We start from the raw sequence: 18,580 nt of genomic DNA on the forward strand, positions 1-18,580 counted from the left end.
TTGTATATGATACCCTCCACCGGATAAAGCGGAGATCCATCTTCAGGAACATTTTTTACGCCTAAATGTTCCGGGATTTAAAACTTTTGCTGCCCTTTACCGTTAAGTTTTGTGTAATAGGGCCCTAACTTTTGCACAGTACACATTTCCGCAGTATTTTGTAAGTAATTGCCCGGATCATTGAAAACTAGCTTATGAAAAGAGAAACACTCGTTGATGCATTAAGAAAGGATCTCGAACCCTGGGATATAGTGATCGTTGGCGGTGGTGCTACCGGCCTGGGTGCTGCACTGGAAGCAGTTACCAGGGGCTATCGTACACTCTTGCTGGAACAGGTGGATTTTGCAAAGTCTACTTCCAGTAAAAGCACCAAGCTGGTGCATGGAGGGGTGCGTTACCTGGCACAGGGAGATGTATCCCTGGTAAGGGAAGCCAGCGTGGAACGCGGACTGCTGGCTGCTAATGCCCCGCATCTCGTACGTAACCTGGCTTTTGTAATTCCTACTTTTAGTCTTTGGGAAAATTTTAAATATACGATCGGCCTTAAAATGTACGACTGGCTTGCCGGACGTCTAAGTCTGGGCAAGTCTGAGCATATCTCAAAAGCAGAAACCTTGCAGCGGTTATCCACACTGAAGCAGGATCATCTCGCAGGAGGTGTATTATATCACGACGGACAATTTGATGATAGCCGTCTTGCTGTTAACCTGGCGCAAACCATTGCTGATAAGGGAGGTACTGTGCTCAATTATATGCGGGTAACCAGCTTGCGCAAAGATGCAACAGGTAATATCAGCGGACTAACGGTAAAGGATACACTGAATGGGGGAGAGGAGATATTTCTCAATACACGGGCAGTGATTAATGCTACCGGTGTGTTCGCAGACGATGTACTGGAGATGGATAACCCGGCAGCACCCAAGTCCATTGCTGCCAGTCAGGGGGTACATGTGGTGCTGGATAGCCACTTTCTACCCGGACATAATGCACTCATGATCCCTGCTACCAGCGATGGCCGCGTATTGTTTGTGGTGCCGTGGCATAATAAAGTGGTAGTAGGTACTACCGATACACCTGTTAACCATATCAGCCTGGAGCCGCATGCACTGGAAGAAGAAATAGGGTTCATTCTCCGCACCGCCGGACAATACCTCTCCCACCCGCCACAACGGACAGATGTACGCAGTGTATGGGCTGGCCTGCGTCCGCTGGCAGCTCCCAAAGCAGAGGGGCATAAAACAAAAGAAATATCCCGCAGCCATAAAATTATTGTGTCCGGATCAGGACTGATCACCATCATTGGTGGTAAATGGACTACCTACCGCCGCATGGCAGAAGATGTTATTCATCAGCTGGAGGTATCACTACGCTGGAAAGAAACAACCTCGGTTACGCATCACCTGAAAGTACACGGCGCTACTAACAATGTCAACTGGGATGATCCCTGGTACTTTTACGGCAGCGATGTGTTGCATATTCATCAGATGGTAGCCACACAGCCGGATCTGCAGGAAGAGCTGAGCAGGGATTTTCATATCATTAAAGCACAGGTAGTATGGGCCGTAAGAGAAGAAATGGCCCGCAATATTGAAGATTTTCTGGCCCGCCGTACCCGCCTTCTTTTTCTGGATGCGCACGAGGCTTTACGTATAGCCCCTGCCGTAGCCAGGATTATGGCGGAAGAATTACATAAAGATGAACATTGGGTAGCCACTCAGATCAGCAGCTTTGAAGCAGCAGCAAAAGCTTATTTATTAACGTAGATTTTGTGATTTATGCAGGTATCCCTGTATAAATCACAAAATCAGTAAAATTATGCCCACTTAAATTTCTCTTCAAATTGTTTCACCCTTTTACCGGCTTGTGCAGGTTCATCTGTATAACCCAGATAAAAAAATCCCAACACCTGGTCTTCATCTCCCAAACCTAAATAATCCTGCATGGCAGGGTGGTAGGTCATTCCACCGGAACCCCAGTAAGCGGCAATATTGTGGGCAGTAGCGCCTAACCACATATTTTCTACAGCGCAGGATACCGCTGCTATTTCTTCTATCATGGGAATCTTCGGATTGTTGCCGCGTTTCACACAAATAGCAATCACGTGAGAAGCAAGATCACCCTGACTTTTCAGCTTGTTATAGTTACCTGGAATATATTTATCTGCAGGAGTATATTGTTTATATAATTCTGCATGATCAGAACAAAATTGCGTTACTTTATCACCACTGTATACCACAAAATACCAGGGTTCGGTATATCCGTGAGTAGGCGCCCAGTCGGCCATTTGCAGTAACTGCTGCACTGTTTCATCTGCTATCTTTGCGCCATTCATGCTGGTAGGTTTCACCGTACGGCGTGCTACGATCGCTTTTTCCACAGCAGTGATTGATGTTGTTGTATCCATATTATATTTTTATACTTTTATTTTTCGAGGCGGATCTTCATATCAGCCGGCAGTTTCATCACCTTGCGGTTTTTATAATCAAAGCAGATCATGCCGGTTTTTGCTTCGGCAATGATAATCGTTTGTTCGTTACGGTTAGTAGTGATACGGTAAAACAATTCAAAGCCAAAAGCGCTGTATTCGCCGGCGGCTACTTCAACCTGGAAAATATCTCCATGAAAACCTTCTCCTTTGTACGCTACTGCTACGTCTGCCATAATCAGGCTGGTACCGCCATCATGATCCAGTTCTTTACAACCAATGCTGGTCAGGTACTGAATTCTGGCCTCGTGCATAATAGAGAGGATGGCATCATTGCCCACATGCCCGCCGTAATTAACATCCTGTATCCTTACTGGTATTGCTATATTATAAGAAAATGCTGTTGGTAAATCTATCTTAATCCTCGCCATTATATTTTTTTAGGTAGATGCTAAACGTTTGTTGTTTTTTTCAGGAATGCCACAAATTTTTCGAAGGCCCTGGCCCGGTGACTGTACTTGTTTTTTTCAGTCAGATCCATTTCTGCAAAAGCGCGGGTTGCTCCTTCCGGAACAAAAATAGGATCGTAGCCAAATCCTTTACCACCCTTCGTTTCCGTGGTGATATGCCCTTTGCTCACCCCTTCAAATTGATATTCTTTTCCATCCAGGATGAGGGAGATGACTGTCCGGAACTGTGCACTGCGGTCAGTTTTGCCTTCCAGTGCTGTTAATACTTTTGCGATATTGTCTGTTGCCAGCTTCTGTTCACCTGCATAGCGGGCAGATAAAACGCCCGGTGCGCCGTTGAGGGCAGCTATTTCCAGCCCGGTATCCTCTGAAAAACAATTTAGGCCCTTCATCTCGTGAATGGTAGTAGATTTCTCTGTAGCATTGGCTTCCAGGGTATCATGTGGTTCCGGAATATCTATGTCAATGCCGGCTTCCAGCAGGGTAATGATCTCAAACTGATCTCCCAGCAGCGACCGGAATTCTTTTACTTTATTTTCGTTATTGGTAGCAAATATCAATTTCATATTGGGTTCATTCATTTTTATAAAGCATTTTTTAGCTGTTAGCACTTAGCACTTAACACTTAGCTGTTAGCACTTAGCAGTTAGTAATTAGCAAAACGCACTAAAAGCTAATTGCTAATAGCTAACAGCTGTTTTAATCCTGCCCAAAGCTTTGCTTTCAGGACTTTATCGGTACCAATGAGTTGTAGTTCGTCCGAAAACAGGAGGGTAGCACCATTTACGGTCACCAGCTGATACATGGGAAGATCGCTGAGTCCGAGTTGTGCCGGTGCAATCCCAAATACAACGCCTCGTTCTATCTTCACGGCAGTTTGCCAGTCCGGAAAGGTCAGTTGGGGGTAATGAAAGATGTTCATAAGCGACACATCCTGCATGCCCAGTTTACAGGCATTTAATATATTGGTGAGGAGGTTGAATAATTCCTCATTTAAATACGCTTCGTTTTCATTTTGTATGAAGAGCGCAATGTTTTTTTGATTTTCTCCTAAATATTTGACTTTAGGCACCGCTTTTTGCTCCGTGATTACAGGCATGCTTTTCCCGGGAATGATTGGCTGGGTATAGATTTTAGCCAGAAAGTACGGATCCAGCTGGAATTGCTCAAGCGACATGTTTATGATTGTTTAATGTAATATGAAAGCCCCGCGTGGGGAAAAATCAGTTTATTTGCACAGCCAATCCGATAGGGTTGGTAGGCACAGCGATGAAAATGTAAAAATATTGAGATAAAATTGATTAACCATGATGGAAGATAAATCAACAGTAAAGGAAGAGGCAGTAAAGAAGATCAAAGTCACAAAAACTACCCATAGCAGGTTGAGTGAAGTAGATTTTAATAACCTGGCATTTGGTAAGATGTATGCAGACCATATGCTGGTGGCTGATTTCGATGGGAAAGAGTGGAAAAATGCAGAAATCCTGCCTTTTCAGAACCTGTCAGTAAGTCCGTCAAATGCTGCCTGGCACTATGGTCAGGCCATTTTTGAAGGTATCAAAGCCTATAAAGATCCACAGGATAACCCTATGATCTTCAGGCCATATGATAATTATAAGCGTTTTAATCTTTCGGCAGAAAGAATGGGAATGCCGCAGGTACCGGAGTGGTTGTTTATAGGTGGTCTGGATATGCTCATCGACCTGGATCGTAATTGGGTACCCACTGGTCCCGGTTGTTCGCTCTACCTGCGTCCGTTTATGATTGCAGCAGATGAATTTATCGGAGTAAGACCTTCTGATACCTATAAATTCGCCATTATTAATTCTCCTTCTGGTCCGTATTTTAATAAGCCTATTAAATTACTGGTACAGGATAAATATGTACGTGCCTTCCCTGGCGGCGTTGGTTATGCCAAGGCGGCGGGTAACTATGGTGGTACCATGTATCCTACCATGCAGGCTAAGAGACAGGGCTACGACCAGATCCTCTGGGTAGATGGATATGAGCATAAATACCTGCAGGAGTGCGGTACGATGAACGTTTTTGCCATCATTGGCAATACAGCCATCACGCCAGACCTTACACAGGGCACCATCCTGGAAGGGGTTACCAGGGCCAGTGTGATCGATGTATTGTCGGATATGGGCCTTAAAATAGAAGAGCGACCTATTTCTATTGATGAAATAGTAGCAGCTTATAAAGATGGTACCCTCCGCGAAGTATTTGGTACCGGTACGGCTGCCAGCGTAGCCTATGTGGAGGAGCTGGACTACAAAGAAGAGCAACTCCGCCTGGATACAACCAAATACGAAATAGGAGCAGAGGTGATCCATCGCCTGGACGGTATACGTACCGGACGCGCCACAGATACCCGCCACTGGAATTATATAATAAATAAGAAGTAAGATCTTTATATATATTATACGATAAGAATAGGGCTGATAAAAAGGCCCTATTTTTTTATGGTAGTTTCTGTGGGAAATCATACCTTTGCAATCCGGTTTTTGGTAATCCTGAGCTGCTACCAAAAAAGTTAGACCAATCCCTGTTGAAAAGGGAGTACAACCCGGCAAAAATATTTTCGAAACAATTTTGTTATTCACACATATAGTGTTACCTTTGCCGTCCCAAAATCCCTTTGTGGGGAATTTGGATGTCATTGTAAACCGACATAAAAAAACTAGGTAAAGAATGCCTACTATACAACAATTAGTAAGAAAAGGAAGAGAAATTATCCGGGCTAAGTCTAAGTCCAGGGCATTAGATAGCTGCCCTCAGCGTCGTGGTGTTTGTACTCGTGTGTACACTACCACGCCTAAGAAACCTAACTCCGCTTTGCGTAAAGTAGCGAAGGTGCGTTTAACCAACAAAGTTGAGGTGATTGCCTATATCCCTGGTGAAGGTCACAACTTGCAGGAGCACTCCATCGTACTGATCCGTGGTGGAAGGGTAAAAGATTTACCAGGTGTTCGTTACCACATCGTTCGCGGTTCCCTGGATACTGCTGGTGTTAAGGACAGAAAGCAGAGCCGTTCCAAATATGGTACTAAAAAGGAAAAGGCTAAGAAATAACAATTATAAATAGTCGTAATTTTCAATAAATGAGAAAGCAAGCTGCAAAAAAATTGCCTCTGGCTCCGGATCCTAGGTTTAATGACAAACTGGTAACCCGCTTTGTTAATAACGTTATGGAACAAGGAAAAAAGAGCATTGCCTATAAAATTTTCTACGATGCTGTGGATAAGGTGAGCACGATGACCGGCGAAAACGGTTATGAGGTTTGGAGAAAAGCATTAACCAATGTTACTCCTGGTGTAGAAGTTAGAAGCCGTCGTATCGGTGGTGCTACCTTCCAGATTCCTGCTGAAGTTCGTCCTGATAGAAAGATCTCCCTGAGCATTAAATGGTTAGTACGCTTTGCCGGTGAAAGAAACGGTAAGAGCATGGCTGACAAGCTCGCGAATGAAATCGTAGCAGCAAGCAAAGGTGAAGGCGCAGCGTTCAAGAAGAAAGAAGATACACATCGTATGGCAGAAGCGAACAAAGCTTTCTCTCACTTCAGAATCTAGTTATAGCCCCAACAGGCAACTCAATATATTTGGCAAACAGTTCCTTCCGGAGCTGTTTGCCTTTTTGCGTTTATAACATAAGCAGCTCTCAAAAAATCTTCACAAAAAAAGCAGGCACCTGACGATGCCCGCTCCCTTTCATCTTTTTATCAACTATTATTTTACATTTACAAGTACTTTAATTTTACCGGCAGTACCATCAAACTCCTGTAATGCCTTTCCAATGACCTGTCCCGGCTTTACTTTATCCACATCAGCTTTCATTGCATATCCCGCCTTGCTGGAAGTAACCAGCAAATCACCACGATGAATAACACCGTTTTCATTGCAAACCTTGGTAGGAATAACACCTATTACACCCATCGGCACCTTGGAGGACATATCTGCTTCTATATTTTCTTCTGTTAACAATACACCCGGTTTAGTAGCATATACACCTATTACCAGCGAAGAATAGGGGGTGGCAGATTTTTCTACCATCCTGTCGCCATCTGTGGCAATAATCAGCACATCTCCCGGTTCATAAGTATGAACAGACCCTTTTACATCAAATGCTTCCGCCACGTCAGCACCACTGTTTTGGGTACCTCCATCAAAAAATCCCCTACCGGTTCTGTCAATACGCGCAAAATTCGCAAAGCCTATGCTGAAAGTAGCAAAATCAGTAGCGGTACTGGCACCTGTGATATTTACATCCATCGCTACACCCGGACCAGCAGTGATCACTTTCAGCGCAAGCCCGAAACCGGTGCTGTTACTATGCTCAAAATAACCACCATAGCCACCGGTTCCGGAGGCAACGCCGTATACACCTGCGGTACCACTATTCCCAAAAAGACTATTCACCTCTCCCCGTACGCCGGCACCCACGCCACTGGTATTATTCGCGAAAAAGTTAGCGGCGTTGCCGATGCTATGATCCGCAATATTGCCCTGTCCATTACTGACAGCCTCCAGTACATTACTGGTATTGGCGGCATTACTGGTAAAGTACCCTGATCTGCCGCTTGGGCCGGAATGAACCACCTCCATAGCGTCTCCCTGACCAGCAGTAACCACTTCCAGTGCATGGCCAAAACCGGTAGCGTTAGAGTGCTCAAAATAACCACCATATCCACCAGTTCCGGAAGCTGTGCCATATACGCCGGCTGTACCATTGTTACCAAAAATACTGTTCACTTCTCCCCGTACCCCGGCACCTACACCACCGGTATTATTCGCAAAAAAGTTGGCAGCATTACCTGTGGAATGATCTGCAATTACCCCCATCCCTGTACTGACAGCCTCCAGTACATTGCTGGTATTGGCGGGAGTACTGGTAAAAAATCCTGATCTGCCACTAGGACCGGAATGAACCACCTCCATGGCGTCTCCCTGACCAGCAGTAACCACTTCCAATGCATGGCCAAAGCCGGTAGCACTGGAATGCTCAAAGTAACCACCAAATCCACCGGTCCCGGAAGCTACTCCATATACACCAGCTGTACCATTATTACCGAATATACTATTCACTTCTCCCCGTACCCCGGCACCTACACTACCGGTATTATTCAGGAAAAAATTGCCGGCATTACCCTGTGAATGATCCGCAATAAGGCCAGGTCCGATAGTCACCACCTCCATTGCATTGTTTGTATTGGTAACATTGGTGTTTTGCACATTAACAACCTGGCTGTTACCATTGGTATTTACCTGTAAGGTAGTTACTGTATTGGCTGCATTGGTGTTATCAAACAGACCGGCTGCCCCGGTACTACCGCCAAGACCTACCTGTCCTAATATTGCAATAGCATTACCAGAAGCATTAGTGGATATGAATCCTTTTACACCACATCCTGCCCCATCATTCCGGCCTACTACAGCGCCAATGCCAGACGCTGTATTAGCACGCCCGGTAACCGCCTCTCCACCCCCTGTATTATCACCCAGTAAACCGGCAGCTGAGATTGTTTTAGTAATACCATACACACCTGTTCCTGCTGTACTGCTGGCATTGATACCCAGGCCAGATCCGGTGGTGACGGCATTGATGACATTACCGGTTCCCGTAGCAGAAGCATCGATCACTACGCCATTGCCTGCCGTATTGGTACTGAGTACCGTGCTGTTGTTGGAATTATTGGTAATAGTGATGTCGGCTGCTGAGCCATTCACACTGGTCGCATATAAGCCTAAACCAGTACTACTGTTGGCATACACGCCGGTACCTCCGCTGCTGGAATTACCATACACGCCCAATCCATTGGGCGTAGTGCCGTACACTCCCCAGCCGGTACCATTTTGTGACCCCCAAACGCCAATGCCAAGCCCGCCGGTGCCATTATTAAGCCCTCTTACCGCAGTGGAAAACCCACCGGGTGCGGCAGAAGAAATGGTTCCCCGGATAGCGTTAACATTGGAATTTGTAGAGTTACTAATGGCTTCAATAGGGGTGCCATCTCCCTGGTTAGTGAGCGAGAATAAAGTTCCCGGTAGATTTGAAGTATTGGCATAAGGTATTGTAAAACCAGCTGCAGGCGCTGTTGGTGCCCAGCTGGCCCCGTTAAAGGTTAATGTTTGCCCGGCTGCCGGTGCAGTATTTACCACCGAAACTCCTTGCAGTTTTGCTACTGTAGGATTTGGATAATTTCCGGAAAGATCTCCTCCAGCTGGTGATGCAGTGATACTACCCGGAGGTCCTACTGGTCCTACTGGTCCAATGGGTCCGGTTGCTCCTGTAGGCCCGGTTAAGCCTGTTGGTCCGGCTGGTCCTGTAGCTCCAATGGGTCCTGCAGGTCCGATTATGCCTGGAATCCCCATTGGACCCATAGGTCCCATGGGTCCTGTCGCACCTGTTAGTCCTATTGGTCCGGCCACACCAGGATCTCCTTTAGGCCCTGTAGCGCCTATCAGTCCCGCAGGTCCTGTCGCACCTGTTAGCCCTATTGGTCCGGCTACACCAGGATCTCCTTTAGGCCCTGTAGCGCCTATCAGTCCCGCAGGTCCTGTCGCACCTGTTAGTCCTATTGGTCCGGCTACACCAGGATCTCCTTTAGGCCCTGTAGCGCCTATCAGTCCCGCAGGTCCTGTCGCACCTGTTAATCCTGTTGGTCCGGCTACACCAGGATCTCCTTTAGGCCCTGTAGCGCCGATCAGTCCCGCAGGTCCTGTCGCACCTGTTGGTCCTGCTACACCAGGATCTCCTTTGAGACCTGTTGCTCCCGTTGCGCCGATAGGCCCAATGGGTCCTACTGGTCCTATAGGTCCAGCTACACCAGGATCTCCTTTTGTTCCCTGTTGTCCCGGATCACCCTTGGGGCCAGGAATACCGCCATTACCGGCATAAATAGCATAAGGTACACTCATTAATTGTGAGGTGCCAAGCTCTGAAAAATTTCCTCCCCCAATAGACACCTCCACTTTCAGATACTGATTTGCCTGCGACCACGGAATACCCGCAAAAGTACCACTCACCGGACTTCCTTTACCAATTTGTAAGGTGAAAAGCCCCAACTGATTAGTAGTTGCATCCTGGGTTTCCTGGTACTGCACATTGCCGGAGGCAGACCCGCTTAAAATGGAGAATCTTATCTGTAAGGCCTGATTGCCAAGTATAGTTCCGTTTGCATTCCTGGCTACTGCCTGGTAATTGATGCCGGATAAGCCACTCTGGGCGAGAACCTTATGCGGGATTGCGGCAAGCAAACACATAATAACGCCGAATATTAGTTTCCTTTTCATAATGAAGACAGATTTAATGTTTCACGGCTTTTGGGGTAATTGTATTTGTCCTGGTAGCCGGCGGAAATGTTGGTTCTCCCTGTTGCAAAATGACAGGCGCAGGTAATTTTTCGATTACTGTTGCCTTATATTCTCCTGTAGATGCTGTTTTTATTTCTGTACCTGCCTGGTGAGCTGCGAACTGCCGCGCTGATTGTGCGGTAGGTCGCACACTGGCTGCAGCCCCGGTCCCTGGTTTGAGAGGAACTTTTTCTGTTGTTGCAGATATAGCTGCACCCCCCGTTTTAACAGGAATTTTTTCTATGTGCGCTGGTATAGCTGCACCTTCTGATTTGATAGGCGTTTTTTTTGTTTGTCCCAGTACAGCAACAGGCATCGCTGCAACGGCCAGGAAAATTAAAACAAATGGTAATTTCATATTAGTACTATTGAAGATGATCGAATAAGTAAAAGGAAGTATTTCATAATATTTTTTTAGGATTGGAGCTGACTGTAAGGTCTGCCCGCATAGAAATTTTATTAAGGATAAATTAGGGTTGTACTTTTTTGTCTCCTCCGCCGATATTATATACCAGTGAAAACTTCAGGGTTCTTTTTTGTACCAGACTTTCTCCTGTCGGTACCTGGTAAGCTATATCCAGCGACAGGTTAGATACACGTACACCTGCACCGGCAGAAAAATGTTGCCGGTAGCCCTTAGTAGGGTGTTCATAAAAGTAGCCGGCACGCACAAAAAATACCTGCTTGTATGCGTATTCAATCCCTGAACCAATGGTAAACTCCCTCAACTCTTCATGAAACCCGCCCGGGGCATCACCGAAGGAAGAAAAAACAGCATCCACTACACCTCTGTTAGGATCTTTGCCCTTTAATATTCGGTTGGTTTCTATGCCATTGGAATCCAGTGCATACATAGGCGGAGTAGGCACCAGCAGCTTGTTGATATCCACAGAAATAGTGAATTCATGTTCCTGTGTATGCACAAACGTATAGCCGCCACCGATACGCAGGTTCATCGGAAGAAAAGTCTTGCGCGTGTTGTCATCTGTGTATTGAAGTTTGGACCCGATATTGGTAAAACTTACACCAAAACAATACCGGTTGCCAAAGTCAAGTTTATCCACACTGTTCTGATAATAGTAACCGATGTCCCCTGCTACTGCGGATGCGGGTTTTTGCTGCAAACCATTGAATGAACCTTGCCCCAGCTGGCTGCGTATATATCGTAAACTCAGCGCCAGCGACATATGCTGTCCCAGTTTTTTGGCATACGAGCCATCTATGGCAAACTCTTTAGGATTATAATTCTGTAACACAGTGCCATTATCATCACGGAAAGTAACAGTGCCATAATTGAAATATTTCATGGAAATGCCAATGCCTTCTGAGTTATTCCATGTTTTATAGGCAGATACATAGGCCATGTTGGATTGATTGTTATTCAGCTCCCACATCCAGGGCGAATAATTGGCGCTCACTCCCCAATCACCTGCAAACACTATTTTGGCAGCATTCGAAAACAGTGAGTTGGCATCCGGTGTCAGCCCCGTCGTTGCATCTCCAACACCACTGCTGCGTGCATCTGGATTAACCAGCAGGAAACTGGCACCGATATTAGGTGGTTTTTGCTGTGATTTCTGTGCTGACAGAGGCAGGGCAGCTATCAGCATACATAAAAAAAATATAATGGTATAACAGTGTTTCATGATTTTGGTGTTTAGATAATAATCAGGACACTAGCGCCTGCAGGTTACTGGACGATCAGCTTTTCAAAATATACACTCGTATTTACCCTGAGCACAACTGTATAAATACCGGCAGCAAAATGATTTACAGGCAATATAACAGTGGTTTTACCTGTTCCCATTTCCAGGAATTGATTGTAGATTGTTTGTCCTGCAGGATTGATCACTTCAATAGTTACAGTGGCATTTGTAAGCAGATCAAACTGTACTTTGGTATTAGTAACAGCAGGGTTAGGAAAGAGTATATAGCTCTTCACAGGATCGGCTCCAATCGGTAGTTTGGGTAATTCTTCCGGTTGCTGGAAACCCTGGGTAAGCAATGTTCGTCCATCTGTCACAGGCAGAATAGCCACTTCTCCAACTGTGTACTGTATCCGGATGTTGTTAACAACACCACTACCACCGCTGCTGGCTACTACATGCCTGTTTAGGAATATCTGTGCTTTTGCCGTAAAACACATACCTGCTAGCAACAATAGCGCATACACGCATTTAGGTGCAATTGATTTCATATAGAATATGATTGATTAAAATAGATAATGACGCTTTTGGGAAAATGCCTGCCGGACTATCGAAGAGGTGCCACAGCAAAGTATTTGGGATAACATATTGCAAACTGATAGCGTGTAAAGCTTTCATTCATGGTAATCTGTTTTTTAGGGTAGTCTAATTATTTGAGCGGTATGGCTACAGCTTGTGAATAAACGCCTGTTGCTGGGGTAATAGTGACACTGGACCGAAGAAATCCTTTCGTTAGGGCAATACGTGCGGTTTTTATACAACTCAACGTGAATTTGGAAGAAATAATGCTACCGAAAAACAGCAACTTAGTTGTTGGTCGGATTTGAATAAAAATTGGTAGTTATCCACCTAAAACCGGTTACAACCATTATTGTTATTTGTTATAATCATAATATGATAGAACCCGCACGTTTGTTAAAAAAGAAATAACAATTTGGCAAAGATGGTCGTTTTATTTATTGTTAAAAATTGATTACCTTTGCCCCCCAAATTGCATTATTTAGTCACTTTAATATTATGGCAGACTTAAAATTTCAAAGGAACTTTGGTATTGCGGCGCACATTGATGCGGGTAAAACCACTACCACAGAACGTATCCTGTATTATACAGGTAAATCCCACAAAATTGGAGAGGTGCACGAGGGTGCTGCTACAATGGACTGGATGGCACAGGAGCAGGAGAGAGGTATTACCATCACATCTGCGGCAACCACTTGTTTCTGGAATTTTCCAACCTTACAAGGTAAAGCACAACCTGATACCAAAAATTATAAATTCAATATCATCGATACTCCCGGTCACGTGGACTTTACCGTTGAGGTAGAGCGCTCACTGCGTGTATTGGACGGTCTGGTGGCTTTGTTCTGCGCTGTATCCGGTGTTGAACCGCAGTCTGAAACTGTTTGGCGTCAGGCTAACCGCTACCGTGTACCACGTATCGGTTTCGTAAATAAAATGGACCGTTCCGGTGCAGACTTCCTGAACGTTGTGAAGCAGGTAAAAGAAATGCTGGGTGCTAACCCCGTTCCTTTGACTTTGCCTATCGGCGCTGAAGATGACTTCCGTGGTGTAGTTGATCTGATCACTATGAAAGGTATCATCTGGGACGAAGAAGGTAAAGGTGCTACTTACCAGGAAATTCCAATTCCTGCCGATATGCAGGAAGAAGCGGAAGAATGGAGAGCTAAACTCGTAGAAGCAGTTGCTGAATACGATGATAAACTGATGGAGAAATTCTTCGAAGATCCGAATTCAATTTCTGAAGACGAAATCCACGAAGCTGTTCGTAAAGCAACTATCGACATCGCTATCATCCCGATGTTGTGTGGTTCTTCCTTCAAAAATAAAGGTGTTCAGAAAATGCTGGATGCGGTTTGTCGCTACCTGCCTTCTCCAATGGACATCGAAGCGGTAAAAGGTACCAATCCTGACAACGGTGAGGAAGTTTTCCGTAAACCAGATGCTAAAGAACCATTCGCAGCACTGGCGTTCAAAATCATGACCGATCCTTTCGTAGGTCGTCTGGCGTTCTTCCGGGCCTATTCCGGTCACCTGGATGCAGGTTCCTATGTACTGAACACCCGTACAGGCAAAAACGAACGTATCAGCCGTATTATGCAGATGCACGCTAACAAGCAGAATCCTATCGACTTCATCGAAGCTGGTGATATCGGTGCTGCTGTTGGTTTTAAAGATATCAAAACAGGTGATACCCTGTGCGAAGAAAAACATCCTATCGTACTGGAGATCATGACCTTCCCGGAACCAGTTATCCACATCGCCATCGAGCCTAAAACTCAGGCAGACGTTGATAAAATGGGTATGGCTATCGCTAAACTGGTAGAAGAAGATCCTACCCTGAAAGCTAAAACTGACGAAGAAACCGGTCAAACCATCCTCAGTGGTATGGGTGAACTTCACCTGGAAATCATCGTTGACCGTATGCGTCGCGAGTTCAAGGTAGAAGTTAACCAGGGTGCTCCAATGGTGGCTTACAAAGAAGCACTGACACAGAAAGTTGAACACCGTGAGGTATTCAAGAAACAAACTGGTGGTCGTGGTAAATTTGCTGACATCCAGATTGAAATCGGACCTGCTGACGCAGAATGGCTGAAAGAAAACGAAGGAAAATCATTCCAGTTCGTAAATGATATCTTTGGTGGTTCCATCCCTAAAGAATTCATCCCTGCGGTACAGAAAGGTTTTGAACAGTCCCTGGTTCAGGGTGTACTGGCAAACTTCCCGCTGGTGAATATGAGAGTTCGTCTGTTTGACGGTTCTTATCACCAGGTGGATTCTGATGCTATGTCATTTGAATTGTGCGCTAAATCAGCTTTCCGTGAAGCTGCCCGCAAAGCTAAGCCAGTATTGCTGGAGCCTATCATGAAAGTGGAAGTACTGACTCCGGACCAATACATGGGTGATGTTACAGGTGATCTGAACCGTCGTCGTGGTATGCTGGAAGGTATGGACTCTAAAAATGGTGTACAGGTAATTAAAGCTAAAGTTCCGTTGAGCGAAATGTTCGGTTACGTAACTCAGCTGCGTTCCCTGTCCTCTGGCCGTGCTAGTTCCATCATGGAATTCTCTCACTACGCTCCTGCACCTAACAGCGTTGCAGAAGAAGTGATTGCAAAAGTGAAAGGAAAAGTAAACGCTTAATTACAGCTTCTTTTATATGGAAAGGTTGTTCTGCTCACGCGGAACAACCTTTCCGCTTTTACAGACATGAGTGACATGAACATGCTATTGCAGAGATAAGAATATTCGATATTTTCGGGAACAATAACCTACAACTGCAATTTACTTTTTGCTAACTGCCTGGGTCCTGTTTTACAGGGCCCTTTTTATTTTTAACTCCTTAATAGGGGGGGACTTAGCTTTTGACGTTATAGTATAGAAATGCAAACAAGGGTATTCCTGTATTTTTTTACTGATAGCCACCAAGCTTATGTCAATTGAGTTATTGCAAGCACCTCCTACAACTGCGATATATACATCGGGAGAGCAGATTACGCTTACTTCCGGACTTGATTTGATTCTGCCCTGTTGGAATCCTTCGGGCCCCTGGGTAGAATCACTCATCAGGCATTACCACGAGGTTACCGACCTGATGGGGCGCGTGCCGGTGCAGTTGATCCTGGTAAACGATGGTTCAGTAAAAAATTTCACTGCACAACATACTGCCTGGCTGGAAGCCGCTATTCCGGGTATTATCATTGTAAGTTATGCCCAAAACCGCGGTAAAGGCCATGCAGTGAGAGAAGGTGTGAAGCGGTCGCAATACGCTTTCCAGGTATATACCGACCTGGATTTCCCTTTTGGTGTAAAAGCCGTAAAGGAAGCCTATGATCGCCTGATGCAGGGGTTGGATGTGGTTGCAGGAGAACGTGGAGCTGCCTACCTGAAAGAATTACCCCGCAAACGCCGGGTTATTACCCGTATAAGCCGCCTGCTGAACAAAATTGTACTGCAACTGAAAGTTAAAGATGCGCAGGCAGGACTAAAAGGATTTAACGCCCATGGCAGAAATATACTGCTCCGCACCCGGATCGATGGTTTCCTGTATGACAGCGAGTTCTTATACCATGCAGGGAAACGCCCTCACCTGAAAATAGGCGCCGTACCGGTATTCTGCCGTCCGGGTATCCAGTTCTCATCCTTCCGGATCAAACTTTTATTGAAAGAAATGCGCAATTATTGCAGGATTATCACCAGCGCAAACGCCGCTTAATATTTTATGAAACATACGAAAAGGATATTGATCAGTGTAGATGTAGAAGAATTTGATATCCCCGAAGAATTTGGCCAAAAGGTTCCCCTGCAGGATAAATTAGAAATATCCAAACGCGGACTGCAGGCTACCTTGGATCTATTTGATAAATATAACGTACGTGCTACTTTTTTCATCACAGCCTACTGGGCCCAGCACTACCCGGAACTGATCAGGCAGGTAGCTGCAAGGCATGAAATAGCTTCTCACGCATATTACCATAGCTCCTTTACGGATGCTGACCTGGAAGGCTCACGTTTGGCCCTGCAGGAGATCAGCGGGCAACAGGTACATGGTTTCCGCATGCCACGCCTGCGTAAAGTGAATATGGAAGCTTTAAAGGCGGCAGGATACCTGTACGATGCTTCTGTAAACCCAACCTGGCTGCCAGGAAGATATAATAACTGGCATCTGCCACGTACTATTTTCAAGGAAAATGATACCTGGATAATTCCATCCTCCGTATCCCCTCTCGTGAGATATCCTATATTCTGGTTAAGTGTAAAAAATATGCCGTTGTGGATAACCCGGCATTTTAGCAGAAGGGTATTGAAGAAAGATAATTATCTCTCCTTTTATTTTCATCCCTGGGAACTCATAGATATTAATGCATATACACTTCCATCCTATATCAGGCGCATTTCGGGAGATAAGATGCAGCGCAAACTGGAAGGATTCCTGAAATTCCTCCAACAGCAGGGCACCTTCTGTGCACATATTGATATGCTGCAATAGCAAGTACTATCGTTTTTATTTTACATATAGGAATTGAGTAATACCATGAAATACCGGTAGCCGCAGCTGTATGCCTGAGCAGCTTTTCCCGCTGTGGTAGCTTAATGAGGGCAATTGTCAGGATTCCGGACAATTTGCAGCTAATGCAGGCAAAAACCAGAAATTACATAATAGATATTTTTATACAACAACTTTTATAAGTTATAGCTGTTATAGTGTATAATGAATGAGGATATGCATTCATATTGGAAAATTTTCCAATGATGTAGTAAGATGTTTTTTCAGATTTTTTTAGAGAGATGAATACTTATTATATTCATTTTCAGTAGTTTTGTAATAACAATAAAATCTGTTGTGCATGTGATTGTGTTTGTTCGGAAACGTTGAGACTACCTCCCCCCATTATCCCCCTGCCTTATATTTATTCAGTTTATTATTTGCCGGCCATATGCCGCAGCAGTTGCAAATGAGGATCATTTGCCTGAGAGTTCTTATTCATTCAACATGTTAAATTGTTAAAACTAAAAATCAGACTATGAAAAGATTTCGTCTCTTAACCCTTGTGCTTTCAGCTGTATTGTTTGGCACTGCTGCAAATGCGCAAATTCAGAAAGGAAATATTATGGTAGGTGGTACCCTGGCTAATCTGGGGTTGAATTTTCAAAAACAAAGTACGCAGTTTAGTATGAACCTTACGCCCAAAGCGGCCTGGTTTATTAAAGATGGATTAGCCCTTGGAGGGTATGTTAATTTTGGTTTAAGCACTAACAATCCCGGAACTAACACAAATTATGGCGTAGGTGCACTTGCCCGTTATTTCGTAGAAGATAAAAATGTACGAAAACTGGAGTTCTCCAAAAGAACCCGTTTTTTCCTGGAAGGAACAGCCGGTTTTGCTGGTCAAAACTTAGCTAATGGCGCTTCTACAAATGGCTTAGACATAGGTATCGGACCTGGCATCTCCTACTTTATTACACCAAATATAGGTTTGGAAGGTTTATTGAAATATGACCTTACTGTAGGCTTTGGTAGTTCCACTACTTCCAACAGGATTAACCTGGGCGTTGGTTTCCAGATCTATCTGCCATCAGCAAAAGCAAAGCAGATCTATAAGGAGGAAACCGGTAAATAAATATACTTTTATCTTCATCATATTAAAAGGTTCCGTGCAACGTACTGTTGTGCCGGAACCTTTTTCATTAGGATTCCTTATCATTGCTGGTGCCTGCTTGAACAAAATGAACAAGCGAAACTGAAATGAACTAACTGAATGAACGCTTTTAGCCGGGAAGCAATTATTTTAGTACGGTGACTGTGTTGTAAATCAGTCATTGGGAATTGCTGAAAACCAATAAAAGAGTAAGCGTTACATCCTAATAACTCCGTTATGATAACTTCAATTCTCGTGGCAGTGCTCACATTCGTGACCACTGTATTTGGCGCAGCAATCTAGTTGCAAGTGTAATGAATAGGAATGCTGACTATGTCAGCATTTTTTATTCGTTACAGGATTATCATCATCCCTGCAGTTGATAATTCTTATTTAAGTAAAAAGCAGATGGGATTGCCGAAAACCATGTAACAGAGTAGGCATAAGTCAAATGTCATCCAATGATTGT

16 protein-coding genes are annotated in these 18,580 nt (G+C 44.8%); 8 read left to right on the forward strand and 8 right to left on the reverse strand.

All coding sequences use genetic code 11. The annotated features are described in order from the left end of the window. Positions 1-194 precede the first annotated feature (194 nt). On the forward strand, positions 195-1,763 hold the full coding sequence (locus CLV51_RS09580; protein WP_106527827.1) for a glycerol-3-phosphate dehydrogenase/oxidase: 1,569 nt from the start codon (positions 195-197) through the stop codon (positions 1,761-1,763). A gap of 50 nt (positions 1,764-1,813) precedes the next feature. Here CLV51_RS09580 and CLV51_RS09585 read toward each other — a convergent pair whose 3' ends face one another. The 4 genes from CLV51_RS09585 to CLV51_RS09600 form a co-directional block, all read right to left on the reverse strand. Then, positions 1,814-2,404, reverse strand: coding sequence for a nitroreductase family protein (locus CLV51_RS09585; protein WP_106527828.1), 591 nt, complete (start codon positions 2,402-2,404; stop codon positions 1,814-1,816). Positions 2,405-2,421: 17 nt separating this feature from the next. Continuing rightward, the gene (locus tag CLV51_RS09590) at positions 2,422-2,856 is read right to left on the reverse strand and encodes an acyl-CoA thioesterase (RefSeq protein ID WP_106527829.1); all 435 of its coding nucleotides are present in this window, start codon (positions 2,854-2,856) and stop codon (positions 2,422-2,424) included. A 20-nt stretch (positions 2,857-2,876) separates the two neighbouring features. Next, positions 2,877-3,461 (reverse strand): RdgB/HAM1 family non-canonical purine NTP pyrophosphatase, encoded by a 585-nt coding sequence (gene rdgB / locus CLV51_RS09595; RefSeq protein WP_106528789.1) that lies wholly within the window; start codon positions 3,459-3,461, stop codon positions 2,877-2,879. 107 nt (positions 3,462-3,568) lie between these two features. Next, positions 3,569-4,072 (reverse strand): hypothetical protein, encoded by a 504-nt coding sequence (locus tag CLV51_RS09600; RefSeq protein WP_106527830.1) that lies wholly within the window; start codon positions 4,070-4,072, stop codon positions 3,569-3,571. 130 nt (positions 4,073-4,202) lie between these two features. Between CLV51_RS09600 and CLV51_RS09605 the strand changes: the two genes are divergently transcribed. The 3 genes from CLV51_RS09605 (at position 4,203) to rpsG (ending at position 6,467) form a co-directional block, all read left to right on the forward strand. Next, a complete protein-coding gene (locus CLV51_RS09605) occupies positions 4,203-5,303 on the forward strand; it encodes a branched-chain amino acid aminotransferase (RefSeq protein ID WP_106527831.1) in 1,101 nt (366 codons plus the stop codon). A gap of 286 nt (positions 5,304-5,589) precedes the next feature. Further along, on the forward strand, positions 5,590-5,970 hold the full coding sequence (gene rpsL, locus CLV51_RS09610) for a 30S ribosomal protein S12 (protein ID WP_012789278.1): 381 nt from the start codon (positions 5,590-5,592) through the stop codon (positions 5,968-5,970). A gap of 29 nt (positions 5,971-5,999) precedes the next feature. After that, entirely contained in the window at positions 6,000-6,467 is a 468-nt protein-coding gene (gene rpsG, locus CLV51_RS09615) for a 30S ribosomal protein S7 (RefSeq protein WP_106527832.1), read from the forward strand. Between the two features lie 156 nt (positions 6,468-6,623). On the opposite strand, the gene CLV51_RS29775 is transcribed toward rpsG, so the two are convergent. The 4 genes from CLV51_RS29775 to CLV51_RS09635 form a co-directional block, all read right to left on the reverse strand. Next, positions 6,624-10,187 (reverse strand): collagen-like domain-containing protein, encoded by a 3,564-nt coding sequence (locus tag CLV51_RS29775; protein WP_106527833.1) that lies wholly within the window; start codon positions 10,185-10,187, stop codon positions 6,624-6,626. Between the two features lie 13 nt (positions 10,188-10,200). Beyond that, the gene (locus tag CLV51_RS09625) at positions 10,201-10,605 is read right to left on the reverse strand and encodes a hypothetical protein (RefSeq protein WP_106527834.1); all 405 of its coding nucleotides are present in this window, start codon (positions 10,603-10,605) and stop codon (positions 10,201-10,203) included. 112 nt (positions 10,606-10,717) lie between these two features. Next, positions 10,718-11,893: a type IX secretion system outer membrane channel protein PorV gene (porV, locus tag CLV51_RS09630; protein WP_106527835.1), complete on the reverse strand. Its 1,176-nt coding sequence runs from the start codon at positions 11,891-11,893 to the stop codon at positions 10,718-10,720. 44 nt (positions 11,894-11,937) lie between these two features. Continuing rightward, the gene (locus CLV51_RS09635; RefSeq protein WP_106527836.1) at positions 11,938-12,444 is read right to left on the reverse strand and encodes a T9SS type A sorting domain-containing protein; all 507 of its coding nucleotides are present in this window, start codon (positions 12,442-12,444) and stop codon (positions 11,938-11,940) included. A 526-nt stretch (positions 12,445-12,970) separates the two neighbouring features. On the opposite strand from CLV51_RS09635, the gene fusA reads away from it, so the two are divergent. From fusA to CLV51_RS09655, 4 genes are all read left to right on the forward strand, one after another. Continuing rightward, positions 12,971-15,115 carry an elongation factor G gene (fusA, locus tag CLV51_RS09640; RefSeq protein ID WP_211301979.1) on the forward strand — a complete coding sequence of 715 codons (2,145 nt, stop codon included), beginning with the start codon at positions 12,971-12,973 and terminating at the stop codon, positions 15,113-15,115. 289 nt (positions 15,116-15,404) lie between these two features. After that, on the forward strand, positions 15,405-16,187 hold the full coding sequence (locus CLV51_RS09645) for a glycosyltransferase (RefSeq protein WP_106527837.1): 783 nt from the start codon (positions 15,405-15,407) through the stop codon (positions 16,185-16,187). Between the two features lie 6 nt (positions 16,188-16,193). Beyond that, positions 16,194-16,961 (forward strand): polysaccharide deacetylase family protein, encoded by a 768-nt coding sequence (locus CLV51_RS09650; protein WP_106527838.1) that lies wholly within the window; start codon positions 16,194-16,196, stop codon positions 16,959-16,961. A gap of 535 nt (positions 16,962-17,496) precedes the next feature. Further along, on the forward strand, positions 17,497-18,093 hold the full coding sequence (locus CLV51_RS09655; protein WP_106527839.1) for a transporter family protein: 597 nt from the start codon (positions 17,497-17,499) through the stop codon (positions 18,091-18,093). Positions 18,094-18,580: the final 487 nt, after the last annotated feature.

Origin of the sequence: Chitinophaga niastensis (genome assembly GCF_003014755.1) — a bacterium.
In the GTDB taxonomy this organism is placed as follows: domain Bacteria; phylum Bacteroidota; class Bacteroidia; order Chitinophagales; family Chitinophagaceae; genus Chitinophaga; species Chitinophaga niastensis.